The following is a 14,162-nucleotide window of genomic DNA, read 5'->3' as shown; positions in this document are numbered from 1 at the left end:
CCGTCCGTCTGACAATCGCATTTTCAAGTGTATACACTATTGTAGCAAGGCCAAGTTATGTGCGCAGACTGATCAGTTAATAATCACAACACAGCGTATGCACTGTATATCTACTGTGAGGCGAACGGCTGGAAGCTGGCCGCGGCTCAGAAGCGGAAGCGCAGCGCGTGAGCCTCCAGCATCCAGCGGGCAGGTGAGCTTCTCGGTCGGCGCCCTATCCGATCGCAAGCGGGTGGCCGAATCTTCTCGTGGGAACGTCCCCGCGGATCAATCAGGTCAGTTGCCGCCGTCCTCGCCCTCGATCAATTTTCTCAAGAGAAACATGAAAGCCTCGCGCTCGGCAGGATTTAGCGGAGCGACGGTTTCAATCGTAATCTCCTGGGCGCTCGGGATCATTTCCTGCAGAAGCTGCCTGCCTTGACCAGTCAGGGATGCGACGACCTTTCGCTTGTCCAAAGGGTCTGCGGAAAGCTTGATCAGCTTGCGCTCCACCAATCTGCTGATGATGCCCCTGATCGTGGCCTGATCGATCGCGGTGGAATTCACCAACTGGGCTTGGGAACTCGGGCCATAGTCCGAAATTGCACAAAGCGTTACGAATTGTACCGATGTCAGTTGCCTATCGGCGGCGACGGCCTGAAATATGGCGAGGTGCCTCTGGTAATTTCTTCGAAGCAGATGGCCTACCTGCTCCTTGAAGTTGTAGGGTCGGTCACCTGCCACGGTCGGCTCACCCGACCTGGTTTTTGCGCTCATTTGGTTAGATTTGGTCCGTTGCGTCATACTCACATCGATTTCAATGACCGGCCGACGAAAAGTCCGCTCCAATCGGCGGATGCCCTTGTTCGGTACGGTATACGGCACATCAGGATGCGCTGTCACATCCAAACAAGCATGAAATCCGGTGCCAAAAGAATAACAGTGATGTCATGGGGAGAACCTCGAAAGAGCTGGGACGGATCCAGCCGCGTGGCTGCTCTCTCGAGCGCGCCGGCTCAAACCCGGCCCGGCCAAGCTCTTCCTCTCACGGCTTGTGGTGACGCGGACACCGCAACACCCGCACTGATCTCGGCGCGCACGGGCTAGCGCCGGGCGCCGTCTCGGCATGAATGGTGCCGATGCCACCAGGATGGCCAGTGCCCCAGGCCTTGAGGAGATCGAGCGCTTCGGCGCCGCACACCTGGCCAACGGGGACGCGGTCGGGAAGTGACGACCGCACGCGATCTGACAGTCAGACCACGCCGTCCTTGGTGCGAAGGGCCACGAGGTTCGGCGCCTTGCACTGCAGTTCGCGCGTATCCGCGATCAACACCACCCAATCGGCAGTCGCGGCGACTTCTTCTGCAAGAAGGGCGTTCGTCAATGTGGTCTTGCCGGTGGAGGTACCGCCGGCGACCAGAATGTTTCTGCGAGCGGCGACGGTACCTCGCAAGGCCTCAGCCTGATCCGCAGTCATGATGACGATAGACATCCGGTCGATCCTCAGCCGGCCATCGGGGTTGAGCATCACCTCGACGATCGAGACCCTCCAGATATCGCGCAATAGCGGGGCCAAGCGCGCTGCGGAGCACTGCGCACACCGCGCGAGATCGCCTCTGCTTGAGCCGAATGAATTGCCACCGCCGCCCCCAACAAAAAGGCCGCTTAAGAAGCGCCCTCACATGGGGATGAATAGAAAAGGCATGAATTGGCCGAGCGCAACAACGCTCCCAAGGCGATCGTAGAATGGCGTAGAAAGAGAAAGACTAGGCGAGATGAGTGATATCGACGACTCTGCTAACAACGTCTTGGTCACGAAGATTCTGGCTTTTGGGAATTCCATTCAGTTCCGGTCATCCGGTTTTTCATTCACGATGTCGTCCGGGATCTCGCGCAGGAAACTCTGGCCCTTCTGTAAGCGGCGGCCAAGGGTCTCGACAAAACCTTCAAACCGCTCGCGGCCCTTGATCTGGGCGGCAGCCTGCGCATCGCTCGGCAAGGGCGGCGTGATCGTCAGCCAGAAGCGGACGAACAAGGCCAGTGTTTCGGCGGTCAGGCCAACATCGCGTTCGAGACGTTGGACTTGGCGCGACAGCCGGTCGAGACGGCGCGCGAACGCCGCCTCGCGCCGATCCTCCCCATCCGGAGACAGAAACGAGGCGACCGCCGCTTCCACAATCGCCGATCGAGAAAGCTTCTTGCGGTCGGCAAGATCGGCGATCTGCTTGAGAAGCTCCGGCGGGAAATACACATTCATTCGGTCCCGCATGCTCTTACAAGTCCATGCCGTCATTCGGGTCGAGCGAGACCTGGCGGGCGATGCCACGCATCTGCTGGCGCAGAATGCGGGCCTGACTGGCGGCATCGTCCGACTCGTCATCGAGTACAATGGCAAACTCTTCCGCCGGCCGCGGGTCGGTCGTCTCCTTGGCGATTGCGACGTGATCGGGAAGCTCGGGTTCGCGGCGCAAGCCGCTATTGGCGGCATCCTGTTCCGCCTTCTGAATCTCACCAAGCAGCACGGCGTTCGGTGTCTGCGGTGTTAGAACTGACCACCCATCCGTCCGTGACGACCGGCCGGACTTTGCCGGATCGGGTGGCGTCAGCACCCGTTCAGTAAAACGATGATCCTCGTAATAACGAGCTTTCTTTGCCCGGATCGGGGGCGTACCGGCAACCATGACGATCTCGTCAGTGGGCGGGAGCTGCATCACCTCGCCCGGCGTGAGCAGCGGCCTTGCCGTCTCCTGCCGCGAGACCATGAGGTGACCAAGCCACGGATTCAACCTGTGACCAGCATAGTTCTTCATGGCACGCATCTCGGTCGCCGTCCCAAGCGCATCGGAGACACGCTTGGCGGTGCGCTCGTCGTTGGTGGCAAAGCTGACGCGGACATGGCAGTTGTCGAGGATCGAGTTGTTGGCGCCATAGGCTTTCTCGATTTGGTTCAGCGACTGCGCGATCAGGAAGCTCTTGATGCCGTAACCTGCCATGAAGGCCAGCGCGGATTCGAAGAAGTCGAGGCGGCCGAGTGCCGGGAACTCGTCGAGCATCATCAGGATGCGGTGACGGCGATCCTTCGCGTGCAGATCCTCGGTGAGCCTGCGGCCAATCTGATTCAGCACCAGGCGGATCAGAGGCTTGGTCCGCGAGATATCGGACGGCGGCACCACGAGGTAGAGGGTCGCTGGCCGCGGATCGGCGATCAGGTCGGCAATCCGCCAATCACAGCGGCAGGTCACCTCGGCGACGACGGGATCGCGGTAGAGGCCGAGAAACGACATGGCGGTAGAAAGCACGCCTGAGCGTTCGTTGTCGGACTTGTTCAGCAGCTCGCGTGCGGTCGAGGCAACGACGGGATGCGGACCTTTCTCGCCGAGGTGCGGCGTGGTCATCATCGCTTGCAGCGTCGTCTCGATCGGCCGCTTCGGATCCGAGAGGAACGCGGCGACGCCGGCCAGTGTCTTGTCGACCTCGGCATAGAGGACATGCAGGATCGCGCCGACGAGCAGTGAATGGCTGGTCTTCTCCCAATGGTTCCGTTTGTCGAGCGATCCCTCCGGGTCGACCAGCACGTCGGCGACGTTCTGGACGTCACGCACCTCCCATTCGCCGCGGCGGACTTCCAGCAGCGGATTGTACGCCGACGACTTGGCGTTGGTCGGATCGAACAGCAGCACCCGACCGTGCTGCGAGCGGTAGCCGGCGGTAATCTGCCAGTTCTCGCCCTTGATGTCGTGGACGATCGCCGAGCCTGGCCAAGTCAAGAGAGACGGCACGACCAGGCCGACGCCTTTGCCGGAACGGGTCGGCGCAAAGCACAGCACATGCTCCGGGCCGTCGTGACGCAGGTAGTCATGACCGAGCCGGCCGAGCACGACGCCATCTGCGCCAAGCAGCCCGGCTGTCTTCACCTCGCGCGGTTCGGCCCAGCGCGCCGATCCATAGGTCGCGACGTTCTTCGCCTCCCGCGCCCGCCAGACCGACATGCCGATCGCCGCCGCGATCGAGATGAAGCTGCCGGACGCGGCTATACAGGCGCCCTCGACGAAGACCTGTGGCGCATAAGCGTCGTAGATGTACCACCACCAGAAGAAGACCGGCGGATAGTAGACCGGCATCCCGGCGAGTTCGAACCAGGGCTGGCCGAGTTCAGGCTGGAAACCAAGCCGCCACGCCGTCCATTGCGTGGCGCCCCAGATCGTGAGCAATACGATCAGGAAGACGACGGTGATCTGGCCCCAGAGGATCTTGGTCGCGTACATGGCCGACGTCCTTCTCGTGATTAGGCGTTGTGCAAACGACCAAGCTACAAGCCCAGGTCTCGTTTGCGACCAATGGCCCACTCGATGCCGCCACCGCCCTTGGTGACGCCGGCGACGTGCTGGCCGAGCTTTTTCTCGATTTCGCGCGACCAGGGCACGAGCTGGAAGCCGAGGTCGTTGTCGATCATGGCGAAGCGACCGGAGGCGAGCGTCAGGCGTTGACGATAAGTGCCGCTCACATGCTCGCCGGGCGCGGCCTTCATGTGCGGCAATCCCGTCTTGGCTGAGAGCTCTGCACCCACAGCGTCCAGTTCGCGTCGACGCAAGGTGTTCAAGAGATCGCGCTGCATGATGACGCGCTGACCCTGCCGCCTGGCGAGCCCCTCGCTTGCGAGATGTTCGGCACGGGCCTGCATGGCGTCGCGCGTTTCGCGACCAAACCCGCCCATGGCGAGCGGCATGGGATCGCTCTCAACGAGGCGGTGATCGATCCAGGTCGCGCCTGACGCGGTGGTCTGCTGGTTGAGGTCGAAATCGCTGCGGTTGGCGAGCACCAACGTCGGCCGCCGGTCGTCTGGCCCCCCAAAGCGGCGGACCTCGACGATCCCTCCGATCGGTGGGGCGTGCTCGAATGCTTCGATGCCTCGGAGGCGAACGTGGTGGGCGCGTCCGTCCGTGCCATCGATCACGGCATAGGCCTCGCCGGTCAGTTCGTCATGGAGTCCCCTGTCGACCAGCCGTCCGATGATCGGCGATCCCGGCTTCTCACCATTGATCACATAGTCAGCAACGCCACGGGCCTCGCCGCGGTCGGTGAAGGCGCGGTGCATGGTCTTGATGATGTCGCCGCGCATGCCGAGGTCGCGGAGATTGCGCTCGGCCTCCAGCCCGACCATCCATTCGCCGGGGCCGGCCGGCGCGGCGAGGCTCATCTTCTCCAAGTGCTGGAGCCGTCCGATCATCAGGCGGCGGATTTCGGGGTCGGCCGCGCCGGGATTTTCGGGGCGCAGATCGATGGCGCCGGTCTCATCGGCGGCCATGCGAATCTCGACATCGAGCCGCGTCCAACGTTCTGCCGCGATCTCCTTTTCCAGGGCGTTGAGGATCTCGGGCTCGGGCTTCGGACCAAGCTCGATAGACGCCAACTCCTCGGCGCGTGAGCGGAGGCCCCGGCTGATATAATCTCGTGAGATCACGAGGTCGGCGCCGGTATGATCGACACCCCGCACGAGCAGATGGACATGCGGATTGTCCGTATTCCAGTGATCGACGGCGACCCAATCGAGCCGAGTACCGAGATCGATTTCCATTTGCCTGGCGAGATCGCGCGTGAAAGCTCTGAGATCGGTCATCTCAGCGGCGTCCTCCGGCGAGACGATGAAGCGGAAATGATGCCGGTCGTCCTTGCACCGTTCTGCGAAAGCCGTGCTATCGGCGCGGTCGCCGCCGGCATCGAACATCTCGGCCCGCTCACCACTCCGGGTCACGCCATCGCGCTTCAGGTATGAGAGGTGGGCGGTCAGTGGTGCTGAACGGAAGGCTCGCCCTTTGTGACGAACCACGCGCGCCTTCACCACAACGCGCCGCGTCGGGCTGAACAATCTGGCGCGACTAAAGGCTAGCCGGCCTCGGCCAAACGTCGAGCGTCCATAGGCCGCCGAACGCCTGCCAGCCGCAGCGTGCCCCGAGGTGTGTCCTGCCTTCTTCGCCGCACGCAGCACCTGGTTGATGAAGCTCTTGGGCTTTGGCGCTCGCGCACCGCGGATGCGCCCGGGTCGAATACGCAGATCGCTGTCGCCCGCTGTCATGGCCGGCCCTCAGCGGGCGCAAGGGCACCTGCAGTGCCGAAAATGTCCTTGATTGCATTGGTCAAAACGCAAGGCGCGGCACGCGCCCCGACCGACCGGCACGGCCGAACCCAAGCCATTCCAATGGCTTGCGGTCCGGCCGGCGAGCCCCTTTTATCTCGCCGTCCTGCCGTCGTGGTCTCCCGGTCGCCGGTTCCCGAATGAGCCGCCGCGACCTGGCAGCCAACTCGCGAAGCCCCCACTGCTTCCGAGCGCTTGCGATAGCGATCGTTACCCGAAGGGCCGAGACACCCGAAGGGTGGCTCGGTGAGGAGCGAAGCGACGAGTAGAGCGCGGGCCGAAGGCATCGCCCATACGCCATCAGCTTGCGAAGCCGCGCACTTGATCATTGCGATGCTCCCGAATCCAATCGAGGGACGAACACGCCAATAGGCCGGGGGACCATGAGCGAGACGTCGGGCGCCGAAATTGAGGTCGTGACACCGCTCGACGGCATGAGCGCCAGCAACCGATGGCGCGTTTTCATGAGATCGGGTCGCGTGACGAATAGCGTCGCAGCCGCTGATGACTGACTGCTGGACGTCCAACTCGGTGGCAGTTGGATGGCAAGCAGATCTGCAAGCTTTGCGACGTATGCTCGCGTCTCATCTGGCAAAGAGCCGCCTGCGAGATGCTCTTCATAGCGAGATGGTCCCGCGTTGTACGCGGCAAACACGCCAGGCGAGCCATACCGATCGAGCAGTTCGCGTAAGTAAGCCGTGCCGGCCAGAATGTTGTCGTGCGGGTCGTAGGGGTCGTTCCCGAGATTGTAGCGCTCGCGAAGTTCCGCCCAAGTCCTCGGCATGATCTGCATCAGGCCCATTGCGCCTTTTGGCGATCTGGCGTGCACGTCACCAGCACTCTCGATGCTTTGGACTGATCCGATCCAGTTCGGCGCAATTCCAAAGCGTTGCGAGGCTTCATTGATGAAGCCGGCAAATGAGTGAGCGGTCTGACTGATCGCCGGCTGGGCGGCTGATCCGCTCTGGGCCAAAGCAGCACTGCCGAACGCGGTCAGAAGAAGCATCAGGGGCGCGACAGCACAAACGCGCCTGCCCAACCGACCCAAGCACGCGGTCGGGCTCGCGCCAGCCTTGCAGACATCGATCGAGACGGAGGAATGATCCCGCAATCGATCGAACAAGGGAATGGCGAGGAGAACACGTCGAATACGCACGATCACTCCTCCCACGTCCACACCGGCATCGCACGGCCGATCACGCTAGATGCCGGAAGAAATCCAAAATACCGACCATCAAGAGAGTCGTCCGACTGCCAGTTCATCAAAAACAGGTCGCCGTCGCCGACGACGCGGCAACCCTGCCATTTCGGCAGCGGCCTGCCTCGTCTGTCGTGATCCTTCGCCTCGCCCACCGCGACGTCGTCGACCGAAATCGTGAGGCCGGTTCTGCAAACACACCGCCCCGGAAGGGCGAGCACGCGCTTCAGCATCGGGACGCCAATGGGCAAATAGCCGTTAAGGTCAAGGAAGGTCGCGAGCGGCTCCGGCGGCTGCACGGCGACCAATTCAGTGACTTGGAATTTGTCCGCCTGTCGGAGGCGGTAGAGACCGATCGGCACGCTTGCGGATGCGTTCCAGATGTAAAGCGGAAGCGGCTCCAGGACGATCGTCGCGATGAGCGCAGCAGCGACCCCAATCGTCACGGCCAGCATCGTTAGGCGGCCCGTCATCGCATCACCTTTTGACGATGAAGCCAGGCCTGATGGCGCGCTTTCGTATACGGGCGCGGGTTTTCGTTGACGGACAGGCGGTTATGAACGTGATGCCAATGATCAGGCGCGACATCAACTGGATCGATGCCGAGTGCCTCAACCGCATCGGTCATTTGCAGCACTCGCTCGACCTTCGGCCAGCCGGACAGACGCAGCAAAATCTCTCCGCCGGGTGTCACATAAGGGACGGTCGAGCAGCGCTGTCCCGGAGCGACTGCGCGCAAGATGTCGATCCGCGAAATGATCGTGCCAAAGTCGTTGGAGGTCCATCGGACGAAGGAAAAGATGCTGCCTGGAGCGAATGACAGGACGCGCCGATGGCGATCAAGCTTCCGTTCCTTGACGATACGACCGAACCGAATCCGGTTTTCGATGCGCTTCTCGAGCCACAGCACTTCCACTTCGGTGAGATCGCTCATGCCGCCGCTCCCCGAGACTGAAAGGGGGCGCCGTAAGCTTTGCGGATGGAGAAGCACCTGTACGGCTTCTGCGGACACGCAGGATTGACGGCCCGCCGCTGCCAGTTGCGTCCGACGCGGCTTGTGGTCTGGTCCGTTAGAAGAAATCCGAAGGATTTCTGGTTAGTAAAGTTAGAGCGGCCGGAAAGCGCGCAGAAACAAGCTCTTAAGCTCGATTTCGGTCCCCGATAGCACGAGGATTGGGTCCTCGATAGCACGAGGGTTGCGGTCCCCGATAGCACGAGCTGATTCACAGGGTGTCCTCCGAATTTGGAACGAGACCGCGGCGGCGCAAGCGTGCCGTTAAGGGATCAACAGCCGTAGGCGCGAAGTTCAGCCGCTCCGTGCCGTTCGGGTCGCGCGTGAGCACGAGCTGATAGCCGGGCAATGTTTGGCGTTGGACGATCTGACGAACGTCGTACGCAAAATGCTTGAGCGGAGAGAGGATGCCGGACTTGGCATGGAGGTGCACAAGGTCAAAGCTCCAGCCGCCGTCCTGCCGACCGCCGTGCTTGCGCACAAGACGATAAAGCCACCGCTCAAGCCCGCCCGTCAGATCGAAATAGGCGCGATCGATCGTCAGCACGAGCGCTTCATCGATGACGCCAGCGTAGAACCAATCCGGCAGGATCAGCTCGATCCCAAACGGACGACCGTTTGCATCGGCGGTCTCCTTCCACTCGTTGATCCAGGAGAAGCGATGCCGCCGCCGTTCTGCCGGCTGACGGATCGACGTCTGCACGGTCGTTGACTGAAGTCTGTCAAGACCAGCCTTCAGGCGGTCATAGTCACGTGCACCGGTGCCGCGGCCCACGAAAGTCAAAATCTCGTAAGGAGTTGCAGCCATCAGGCGCGACGTCTTCAAGCCGGCGTCACGTGCTTCGACGATCTGTGACGCGGCCCAGATCAGGACGTCCGCATCCCAGATAGTCGCCATGCCGTGTTCCGGCACGGCCTCGACACGAATAGTGATGGTTCCCGCGCGAAAATCGATCGGTACGACACGCCTGGATTTTGCGAGCGAAAAGAACGGATAGGCCATCAGATCCTGCGCATCGCGCGGTGCGAGATCGCCAGGCAACGCGCGAAAGAGATCGAGCTGTTCGCGCTCCGATTTATGCCGATGCCTCATCACGACGCGCTCCCGTGACAATCAGCGTCGTTCTTGACCGGCATACGGACGCAGCACCGCCTCGTGTTTCTTGGCGGGCAGCACGGTGCCCTTCCCCGGATCGGACGTTGACGTTTTGGCGCCGCGATCGGCCCAGGCCTGCAGATCGTCGAGCGCATACACGACGCGACCACCGATCTTCCGGTAGGTTGGACCAGTGCCGTAGGTGCGGTGTTTTTCCAGCGTTCGGCCGGAGAGACCCAAGAATCGCGCGGCCTCAGGGGTGCGTAGAAAGCGCGGCGGCAGGCCGGCCATAAGATCGGGCATTTGAAGCCTCCGTGATACCACCGCGCGTCAGAGAGAACCGTTGCGCGTCGGTGGTCAGGATGGCGGAGCAAGGCCGCGAAGGGGGATGCCGATGATCAGGGGGGCCGTTTGCGATACCCCGCGAAATCAGCGTTACTTCTGTTTGCGCCTGTAGCGCAGCAACTCGCGATAGCCGCCGCGCATCAGCGCCAAGCCGCTCTGCACGAGACGGATGGTCCGGTTGCGCAGGTCGTGCGTTTTCCAGGCACGCTCGGGGATGCGTCTTTTGCTGAACAGCGCTTCGGCGACCGCACGATAAGTACCGCCGTCCATGCGCCCATCGAGCGCACGGACCGCCAAAATCAAACGTTCACGGCGTTGGGGAGATAGTTCGTGAAATGTTGGACCGAGTGCACGCCCATTGATGGCCCGCCACAGCCGACGGGCAGCATGCGTGCGAACTTCGAAGTCGGAGTCCAGCGGCAGCACCGCCGCATACGACACGCTCATCGCCGGCGGCTCCATCAGCCACAGGCGATGCTCAGCTCCACGAATGCGCAGAACCGCATGCCAACCGTCGGACGCCCGGCGCAGATCGCCCGCTGTCAGATCGACAAGCGACTGGCCTATGCCGTCAACATTCGAAGACGATGGGGGCCGACCGACCTGCACCACCGTCGGCAGGGCCTCAGGTGCCCAGAAGATCGTCTGTTCGTGGAAGGACCTTTGCGGATCATGGGCGAAAGCAGAGGCCCCATCTCCTCCTGAATCCGGCTGTCACATCGTGGATGCGTCCGGCCCTGGTCATTTCCTCGTAGTCACGCCGATAGTCCGGATTGCGACGAAGGTATTCCCAGGCGATGGCAGTGATTTCGGCATCTTGTACGCGTTTATACGACTCCGGTGATCGCCAGTCGAATTCAGGCATTGCTCTGATCCCACACAACATATCGAAGATTGCGGAGCAATAAATTCTCATCCAGGAGGTTGCAGGAAGTCCCAAATTGAGCATCGCGTGCGATGCTTCAAAGTGATCACAGCACCGAAGAAAATTCCTTTTCTCAAATGAAAGTTCGCGTGACTGATTTTTCTATTTGATCGCGCCGCCGCGTAACAAATGGCGATAGCCATGCTCCGTCATCCATTTGGCGCGGGCCAGATGGCTATCAAACGCATTGCGTGCCCGAACTGGTTCGCGGTCAGGATTAAGATGCAACACGACCCGCGTAACTTCTCTCCAGTCGGCCCCCTCCGACTCGGCAGCGAGAAGGCGCATGTACGTCACAACGTGCTGCTCGTCATAGCCTGTCAGCGCCGGACCGGCGGGCGCGGCATCAGCAACATCGGGATCAAGCGGCGGCTTCGTCATGAAATTCCAGGCCTTAGATTTGACAATTTCTAACACGCCGGCCGGAAGGGGAAGCGTAAATAATTTCGTCACAGGGTTTCTTTGAACGTGTTTTGTCGAGAATACTCCGTGGTGAAATACTCTTCAAGAGCTTGCCCTCTCGCGTATGGACATACGCGAGATACTTGCAATCAATTTGCGAAAGCTGAGACAAGCCCGCGGCTTGTCACAGGAGGAATTAGCCCACCGAGCGGAAATCGACCGAACCTATATCAGCGCGCTCGAACGAAGCGTCTATGCGGCGGGCATCGACGTGGTCGATCGATTGGCGCGCAGTTTGGGAGTCGAAGCAGCCGACCTTTTAACACGCCCGCCCGCATCTAGCGGCAAGCGAAGGAACCGTGGGCAGGCTGAATAGCTGATCCGAAGGCCGAGCGGCCCGATCTGGCGGTTAGGCGTCCTCACTCAGATGCGCTTCGTTCGTGGGAAGCCCCGCCCGCCGGAGCGGACGGGGCTTTGTGGTGAGCAAACCTCAGTCGCCGTTCGGCTTGCGGCTGCGGGACCAGATCAGGGTGTAGGTCTCGGCGTCTTCGTCGTCGAAGAGGTTGGCGTAGATCGGAGCGTTGAAGCTCGGATCGTCCAGCTTGACCGAGAGATAATCGCGGCCCTCATTGGAGCGCTTCGGCCAGGCGGCCCCGATCTCGGCGCGACCGACGTAGACCCGGTGGCTCGGGGCGTTGTCGTTAGTCCGGTCGGTCTCGGGAACGATGCGGACGCCCTTGGTTTGGAGGCTCAACGTGACGATCTCGCCCTGGAACTCCTGACCGGACTTCTTGAATGAGCCGATGTTAGCCATGTCACTTCTCCTTGCTGTTTCCGAGCCCGCGACCACCGCGGCCTCGATGGCGATCTGAAAGCCGAATGCGATCGACGCCGCACCCGCTTGGGCCGCAGCGTAGCGGAGGATGGCGGCGGTGAGACTTTCTTGCCTCGCGAGGAATGGGCGAAGCCCAGGGGAAGAAAGTCTCACCGCCGGCGTTGCGGTTTAGGCGATCGAGGCGCAGCCGGCCTTCGGCCAGATCAAGCCAATGAGAGGCCAGGTGCTCGCGTGCGCTGAACTGCATTCAGCAGAGGTGCCAGCGAGCGAGCGGCTCACACAAGAAGCGCCGCATTCCCGGCGAAGGAAAAGGAAACCTGGCGTGCAGAAAGGCGGCTAATTGTCTCCGAGCCGACAGAAGCCAGCGTACCCGCCGGCAACCGCGGGAGAAGTCTGCCGACGAGATCACCCGGCTCAATCGAAGCGCTCCAATGAGGGCCGCGATTATCTCTCGGTCAAGCTGGATGATCCGAGCTTCAACGCTCCGATCTACGCCAACCGAGAGAAACTACAGGCGCCCGCAGTCACCCGCCCCTGGTCGTCGGCACACCATTCGGTGGCTGGATAGGGTTGAGTGCAGCGCCCGGGCTAGGAGCGGGGTCGATCTGCATCGACACGTTCGCCCAAGCGACGCCCCCAACTGCGATGGCACCAAGCGCGGCGAACAACTCCCGCCACCCTTCTGAGGGAATGCCGAGGTGTGCAAAGGCAAGCGTCACACTATAGCCGGCGCGTGCCGCCGGAACCGCGAATAGTAGCCCAATGACCAGGCGCACGATCGGAGAGCGCGCGACGGAGAAGGCGTACCGCCCGATCGCGAATGTGAAACCGGCCGCAACGACGCCTGTAACGGCGGCGCCGAACAGGCCTGCTCCCGCTTGCAATGAATAGATCCCCACGGTCATGCCGACAAAGAGTGGCAATGCGTAGGTCGCGAGCGCGAATAGTGCCCAGCAGAAGATGCCGAGCCCGACGATACTGAGAAGAACGCCAATGATGAGCATGGTGATGGTCCCCGTGACAAATGTTGCGAGGGTTGCGCCTTCCACCACCACCACGGCGCGGTCCGAGGAATAACCGATCCCGCCGGTATTTGGAATCCCTTTACGGTCAGGTTTCAGGCATGAACAAGCAACGCAGGAGAGCAGTCCGGTCGCTATTGAGATAGAAGGCGACAATGAACGGTGCGGCCGACGGGTCGCCGTTGCCGGCCTTCGAGACAGCTTCCGCCCTCTTCGTAAGGCGGCATTACGTAGCGAGGCGGCGCTTACGCGCCACCATTGCCGAATTTCCAGACGCGGATGCCGAGCCGCTTCGCCTTGTCGGCGAGGTTGTCCTGAATTCCCGTACCCGGGAAGTGCATGACTCCGATCGGAAGGAGTTCGAGCATGACGTCATTGCGCTTGAACGGCGCCGCCTTGGCGTGCTTCGTCCAGTCAGGCTTGAAGGCGATCTGAGGCACTTTGCGGTTGGTCGCCCATTTGGAGGCGATCAGTTCGGCCCCTTTCGGGGAGCCGCCGTGGAGCAGCACCATGTCTGGATGCTTGGAGTGAACCTTGTCGAGGCGGTCCCAGATGAGGTGATGGTCGTTGAAGTCGAGCCCACCCGTGAGTGCGATCTTTGGTCCCGGTGGCAACATGACTTCAGTCTCGGCGCGACGCTTGGCTGCGATGAAGTCGCGAGAGTCGATCATCGCAGCGGTTAGGGTGCGGTGGTTTACCAGCGATCCCGATCGGGGGCGCCAGGTTGAGCCGGTGTGGATCTCAAAGCGCTCGATGGCCTGGTCTCGGAAGACCTCGAGGCAGTTGCGGCGCTCGATCAGTGTGATGCCTTCGGCCGTCAGGCGCTCGAGTTCGACCGATCGAACTTCGGAGCCGTTCTGCTCGCGCTGGCTCTTCTGCTGCGCCTGTTCGTTATCGTCGAGGTGGCGTTCGATGCGGTCGACGGCACGATAGAACAGATTGACGGTCGACCAGAGCAGATCGTCAAGATCTGGCTCGAGCCGCGTGTCGCTCAACGTCGCGACCAGGGCATCGAAGATGTCGGCGACGGCGCCGGTAATGATGTTGCCCTCGGGAAGCGGCCGTGGATCAGGCTGGTTGTCGAAGGGGCGGTAGCCGAACAGTTGTAGTTCGGTAAGGACGTGATCAGTCGGAGAAGAGGCGTGCGGCGGTTCGATGTCGTCGTGGTCGGTCATTTGAGGAGTTCCTTTGCCGGATCGGCCGCGCCCATCGCGG

At 61.6% G+C, this 14,162-nt stretch carries 16 protein-coding genes and 2 pseudogenes; 2 read left to right on the top strand and 16 right to left on the bottom strand.

Annotation, left to right across the window (positions count from 1 at the left end):
• Nucleotides 1-276 precede the first annotated feature (276 nt).
• From OC450_RS05275 to OC450_RS05215, 13 genes and pseudogenes are all read right to left on the bottom strand, one after another.
• Entirely contained in the window at nucleotides 277-882 is a 606-nt protein-coding gene (locus OC450_RS05275) for a MarR family winged helix-turn-helix transcriptional regulator (RefSeq protein WP_410050504.1), read from the bottom strand.
• Between the two features lie 202 nt (nucleotides 883-1,084).
• Nucleotides 1,085-1,620 (bottom strand): annotated as a pseudogene (locus OC450_RS05270) (ATPase, T2SS/T4P/T4SS family); the annotation flags it as partial.
• A 202-nt stretch (nucleotides 1,621-1,822) separates the two neighbouring features.
• Nucleotides 1,823-2,248 (bottom strand): CopG family transcriptional regulator, encoded by a 426-nt coding sequence (locus OC450_RS05265; protein WP_262047343.1) that lies wholly within the window; start codon nucleotides 2,246-2,248, stop codon nucleotides 1,823-1,825.
• 4 nt (nucleotides 2,249-2,252) lie between these two features.
• Nucleotides 2,253-4,244, bottom strand: a complete 1,992-nt coding sequence (locus OC450_RS05260; RefSeq protein WP_262047342.1) for a conjugal transfer protein TraG — start codon at nucleotides 4,242-4,244, stop codon at nucleotides 2,253-2,255.
• A 44-nt stretch (nucleotides 4,245-4,288) separates the two neighbouring features.
• On the bottom strand, nucleotides 4,289-6,052 hold the full coding sequence (locus tag OC450_RS05255) for a relaxase/mobilization nuclease domain-containing protein (RefSeq protein ID WP_262047341.1): 1,764 nt from the start codon (nucleotides 6,050-6,052) through the stop codon (nucleotides 4,289-4,291).
• Between the two features lie 385 nt (nucleotides 6,053-6,437).
• Nucleotides 6,438-7,268 carry a lytic transglycosylase domain-containing protein gene (locus OC450_RS05250; protein ID WP_262047340.1) on the bottom strand — a complete coding sequence of 277 codons (831 nt, stop codon included), beginning with the start codon at nucleotides 7,266-7,268 and terminating at the stop codon, nucleotides 6,438-6,440.
• Nucleotides 7,269-7,270: 2 nt separating this feature from the next.
• Complete coding sequence (locus OC450_RS05245) at nucleotides 7,271-7,783, bottom strand: S26 family signal peptidase (RefSeq protein ID WP_262047339.1); 513 nt, start codon at nucleotides 7,781-7,783, stop codon at nucleotides 7,271-7,273.
• On the bottom strand, nucleotides 7,780-8,244 hold the full coding sequence (locus OC450_RS05240) for a DUF2840 domain-containing protein (RefSeq protein ID WP_262047338.1): 465 nt from the start codon (nucleotides 8,242-8,244) through the stop codon (nucleotides 7,780-7,782). Before OC450_RS05240 ends, OC450_RS05245 begins: the two co-directional genes overlap by 4 nt.
• A 289-nt stretch (nucleotides 8,245-8,533) precedes the next feature.
• Nucleotides 8,534-9,415 carry a replication initiator protein A gene (locus tag OC450_RS05235; RefSeq protein WP_262047559.1) on the bottom strand — a complete coding sequence of 294 codons (882 nt, stop codon included), beginning with the start codon at nucleotides 9,413-9,415 and terminating at the stop codon, nucleotides 8,534-8,536.
• Nucleotides 9,416-9,436: 21 nt separating this feature from the next.
• Nucleotides 9,437-9,721 (bottom strand): helix-turn-helix transcriptional regulator, encoded by a 285-nt coding sequence (locus tag OC450_RS05230; protein WP_262047337.1) that lies wholly within the window; start codon nucleotides 9,719-9,721, stop codon nucleotides 9,437-9,439.
• 132 nt (nucleotides 9,722-9,853) lie between these two features.
• On the bottom strand, nucleotides 9,854-10,375 hold the full coding sequence (locus OC450_RS05225) for a DUF2285 domain-containing protein (protein WP_262047336.1): 522 nt from the start codon (nucleotides 10,373-10,375) through the stop codon (nucleotides 9,854-9,856).
• A gap of 58 nt (nucleotides 10,376-10,433) precedes the next feature.
• Entirely contained in the window at nucleotides 10,434-10,628 is a 195-nt protein-coding gene (locus OC450_RS05220) for a transcriptional regulator domain-containing protein (protein WP_262047335.1), read from the bottom strand.
• 162 nt (nucleotides 10,629-10,790) lie between these two features.
• Nucleotides 10,791-11,069 (bottom strand): DUF2285 domain-containing protein, encoded by a 279-nt coding sequence (locus OC450_RS05215; protein WP_262047558.1) that lies wholly within the window; start codon nucleotides 11,067-11,069, stop codon nucleotides 10,791-10,793.
• A gap of 145 nt (nucleotides 11,070-11,214) precedes the next feature.
• Here OC450_RS05215 and OC450_RS05210 point away from each other — a divergent pair, with 145 nt between their 5' ends.
• Complete coding sequence (locus tag OC450_RS05210; protein WP_262047334.1) at nucleotides 11,215-11,466, top strand: helix-turn-helix domain-containing protein; 252 nt, start codon at nucleotides 11,215-11,217, stop codon at nucleotides 11,464-11,466.
• Nucleotides 11,467-11,580: 114 nt separating this feature from the next.
• Here the strand turns inward: OC450_RS05210 and OC450_RS05205 are convergent, their stop codons facing one another.
• Nucleotides 11,581-11,904 carry a DUF736 domain-containing protein gene (locus tag OC450_RS05205; protein WP_071910666.1) on the bottom strand — a complete coding sequence of 108 codons (324 nt, stop codon included), beginning with the start codon at nucleotides 11,902-11,904 and terminating at the stop codon, nucleotides 11,581-11,583.
• Nucleotides 11,905-12,337: 433 nt separating this feature from the next.
• Between OC450_RS05205 and OC450_RS05200 the strand changes: the two are divergent.
• Nucleotides 12,338-12,424, top strand: a pseudogene (locus tag OC450_RS05200) (DUF736 family protein); the annotation flags it as partial.
• Nucleotides 12,425-12,449: 25 nt separating this feature from the next.
• Here the strand turns inward: OC450_RS05200 and OC450_RS05195 are convergent.
• Together OC450_RS05195 and OC450_RS05190 are read right to left on the bottom strand one after the other, a co-directional pair.
• Nucleotides 12,450-12,983 (bottom strand): hypothetical protein, encoded by a 534-nt coding sequence (locus OC450_RS05195; RefSeq protein ID WP_262047333.1) that lies wholly within the window; start codon nucleotides 12,981-12,983, stop codon nucleotides 12,450-12,452.
• 209 nt (nucleotides 12,984-13,192) lie between these two features.
• Nucleotides 13,193-14,122 (bottom strand): DUF2493 domain-containing protein, encoded by a 930-nt coding sequence (locus OC450_RS05190; protein WP_262047332.1) that lies wholly within the window; start codon nucleotides 14,120-14,122, stop codon nucleotides 13,193-13,195.
• Nucleotides 14,123-14,162 lie beyond the last annotated feature (40 nt).

Origin of the sequence: Bradyrhizobium sp. Bra78, from assembly GCF_024519855.1 — a bacterium.
In the GTDB taxonomy this organism is placed as follows: domain Bacteria; phylum Pseudomonadota; class Alphaproteobacteria; order Rhizobiales; family Xanthobacteraceae; genus Bradyrhizobium; species Bradyrhizobium japonicum_G.
This window is presented reverse-complemented; position numbering and strand designations above follow the sequence as displayed.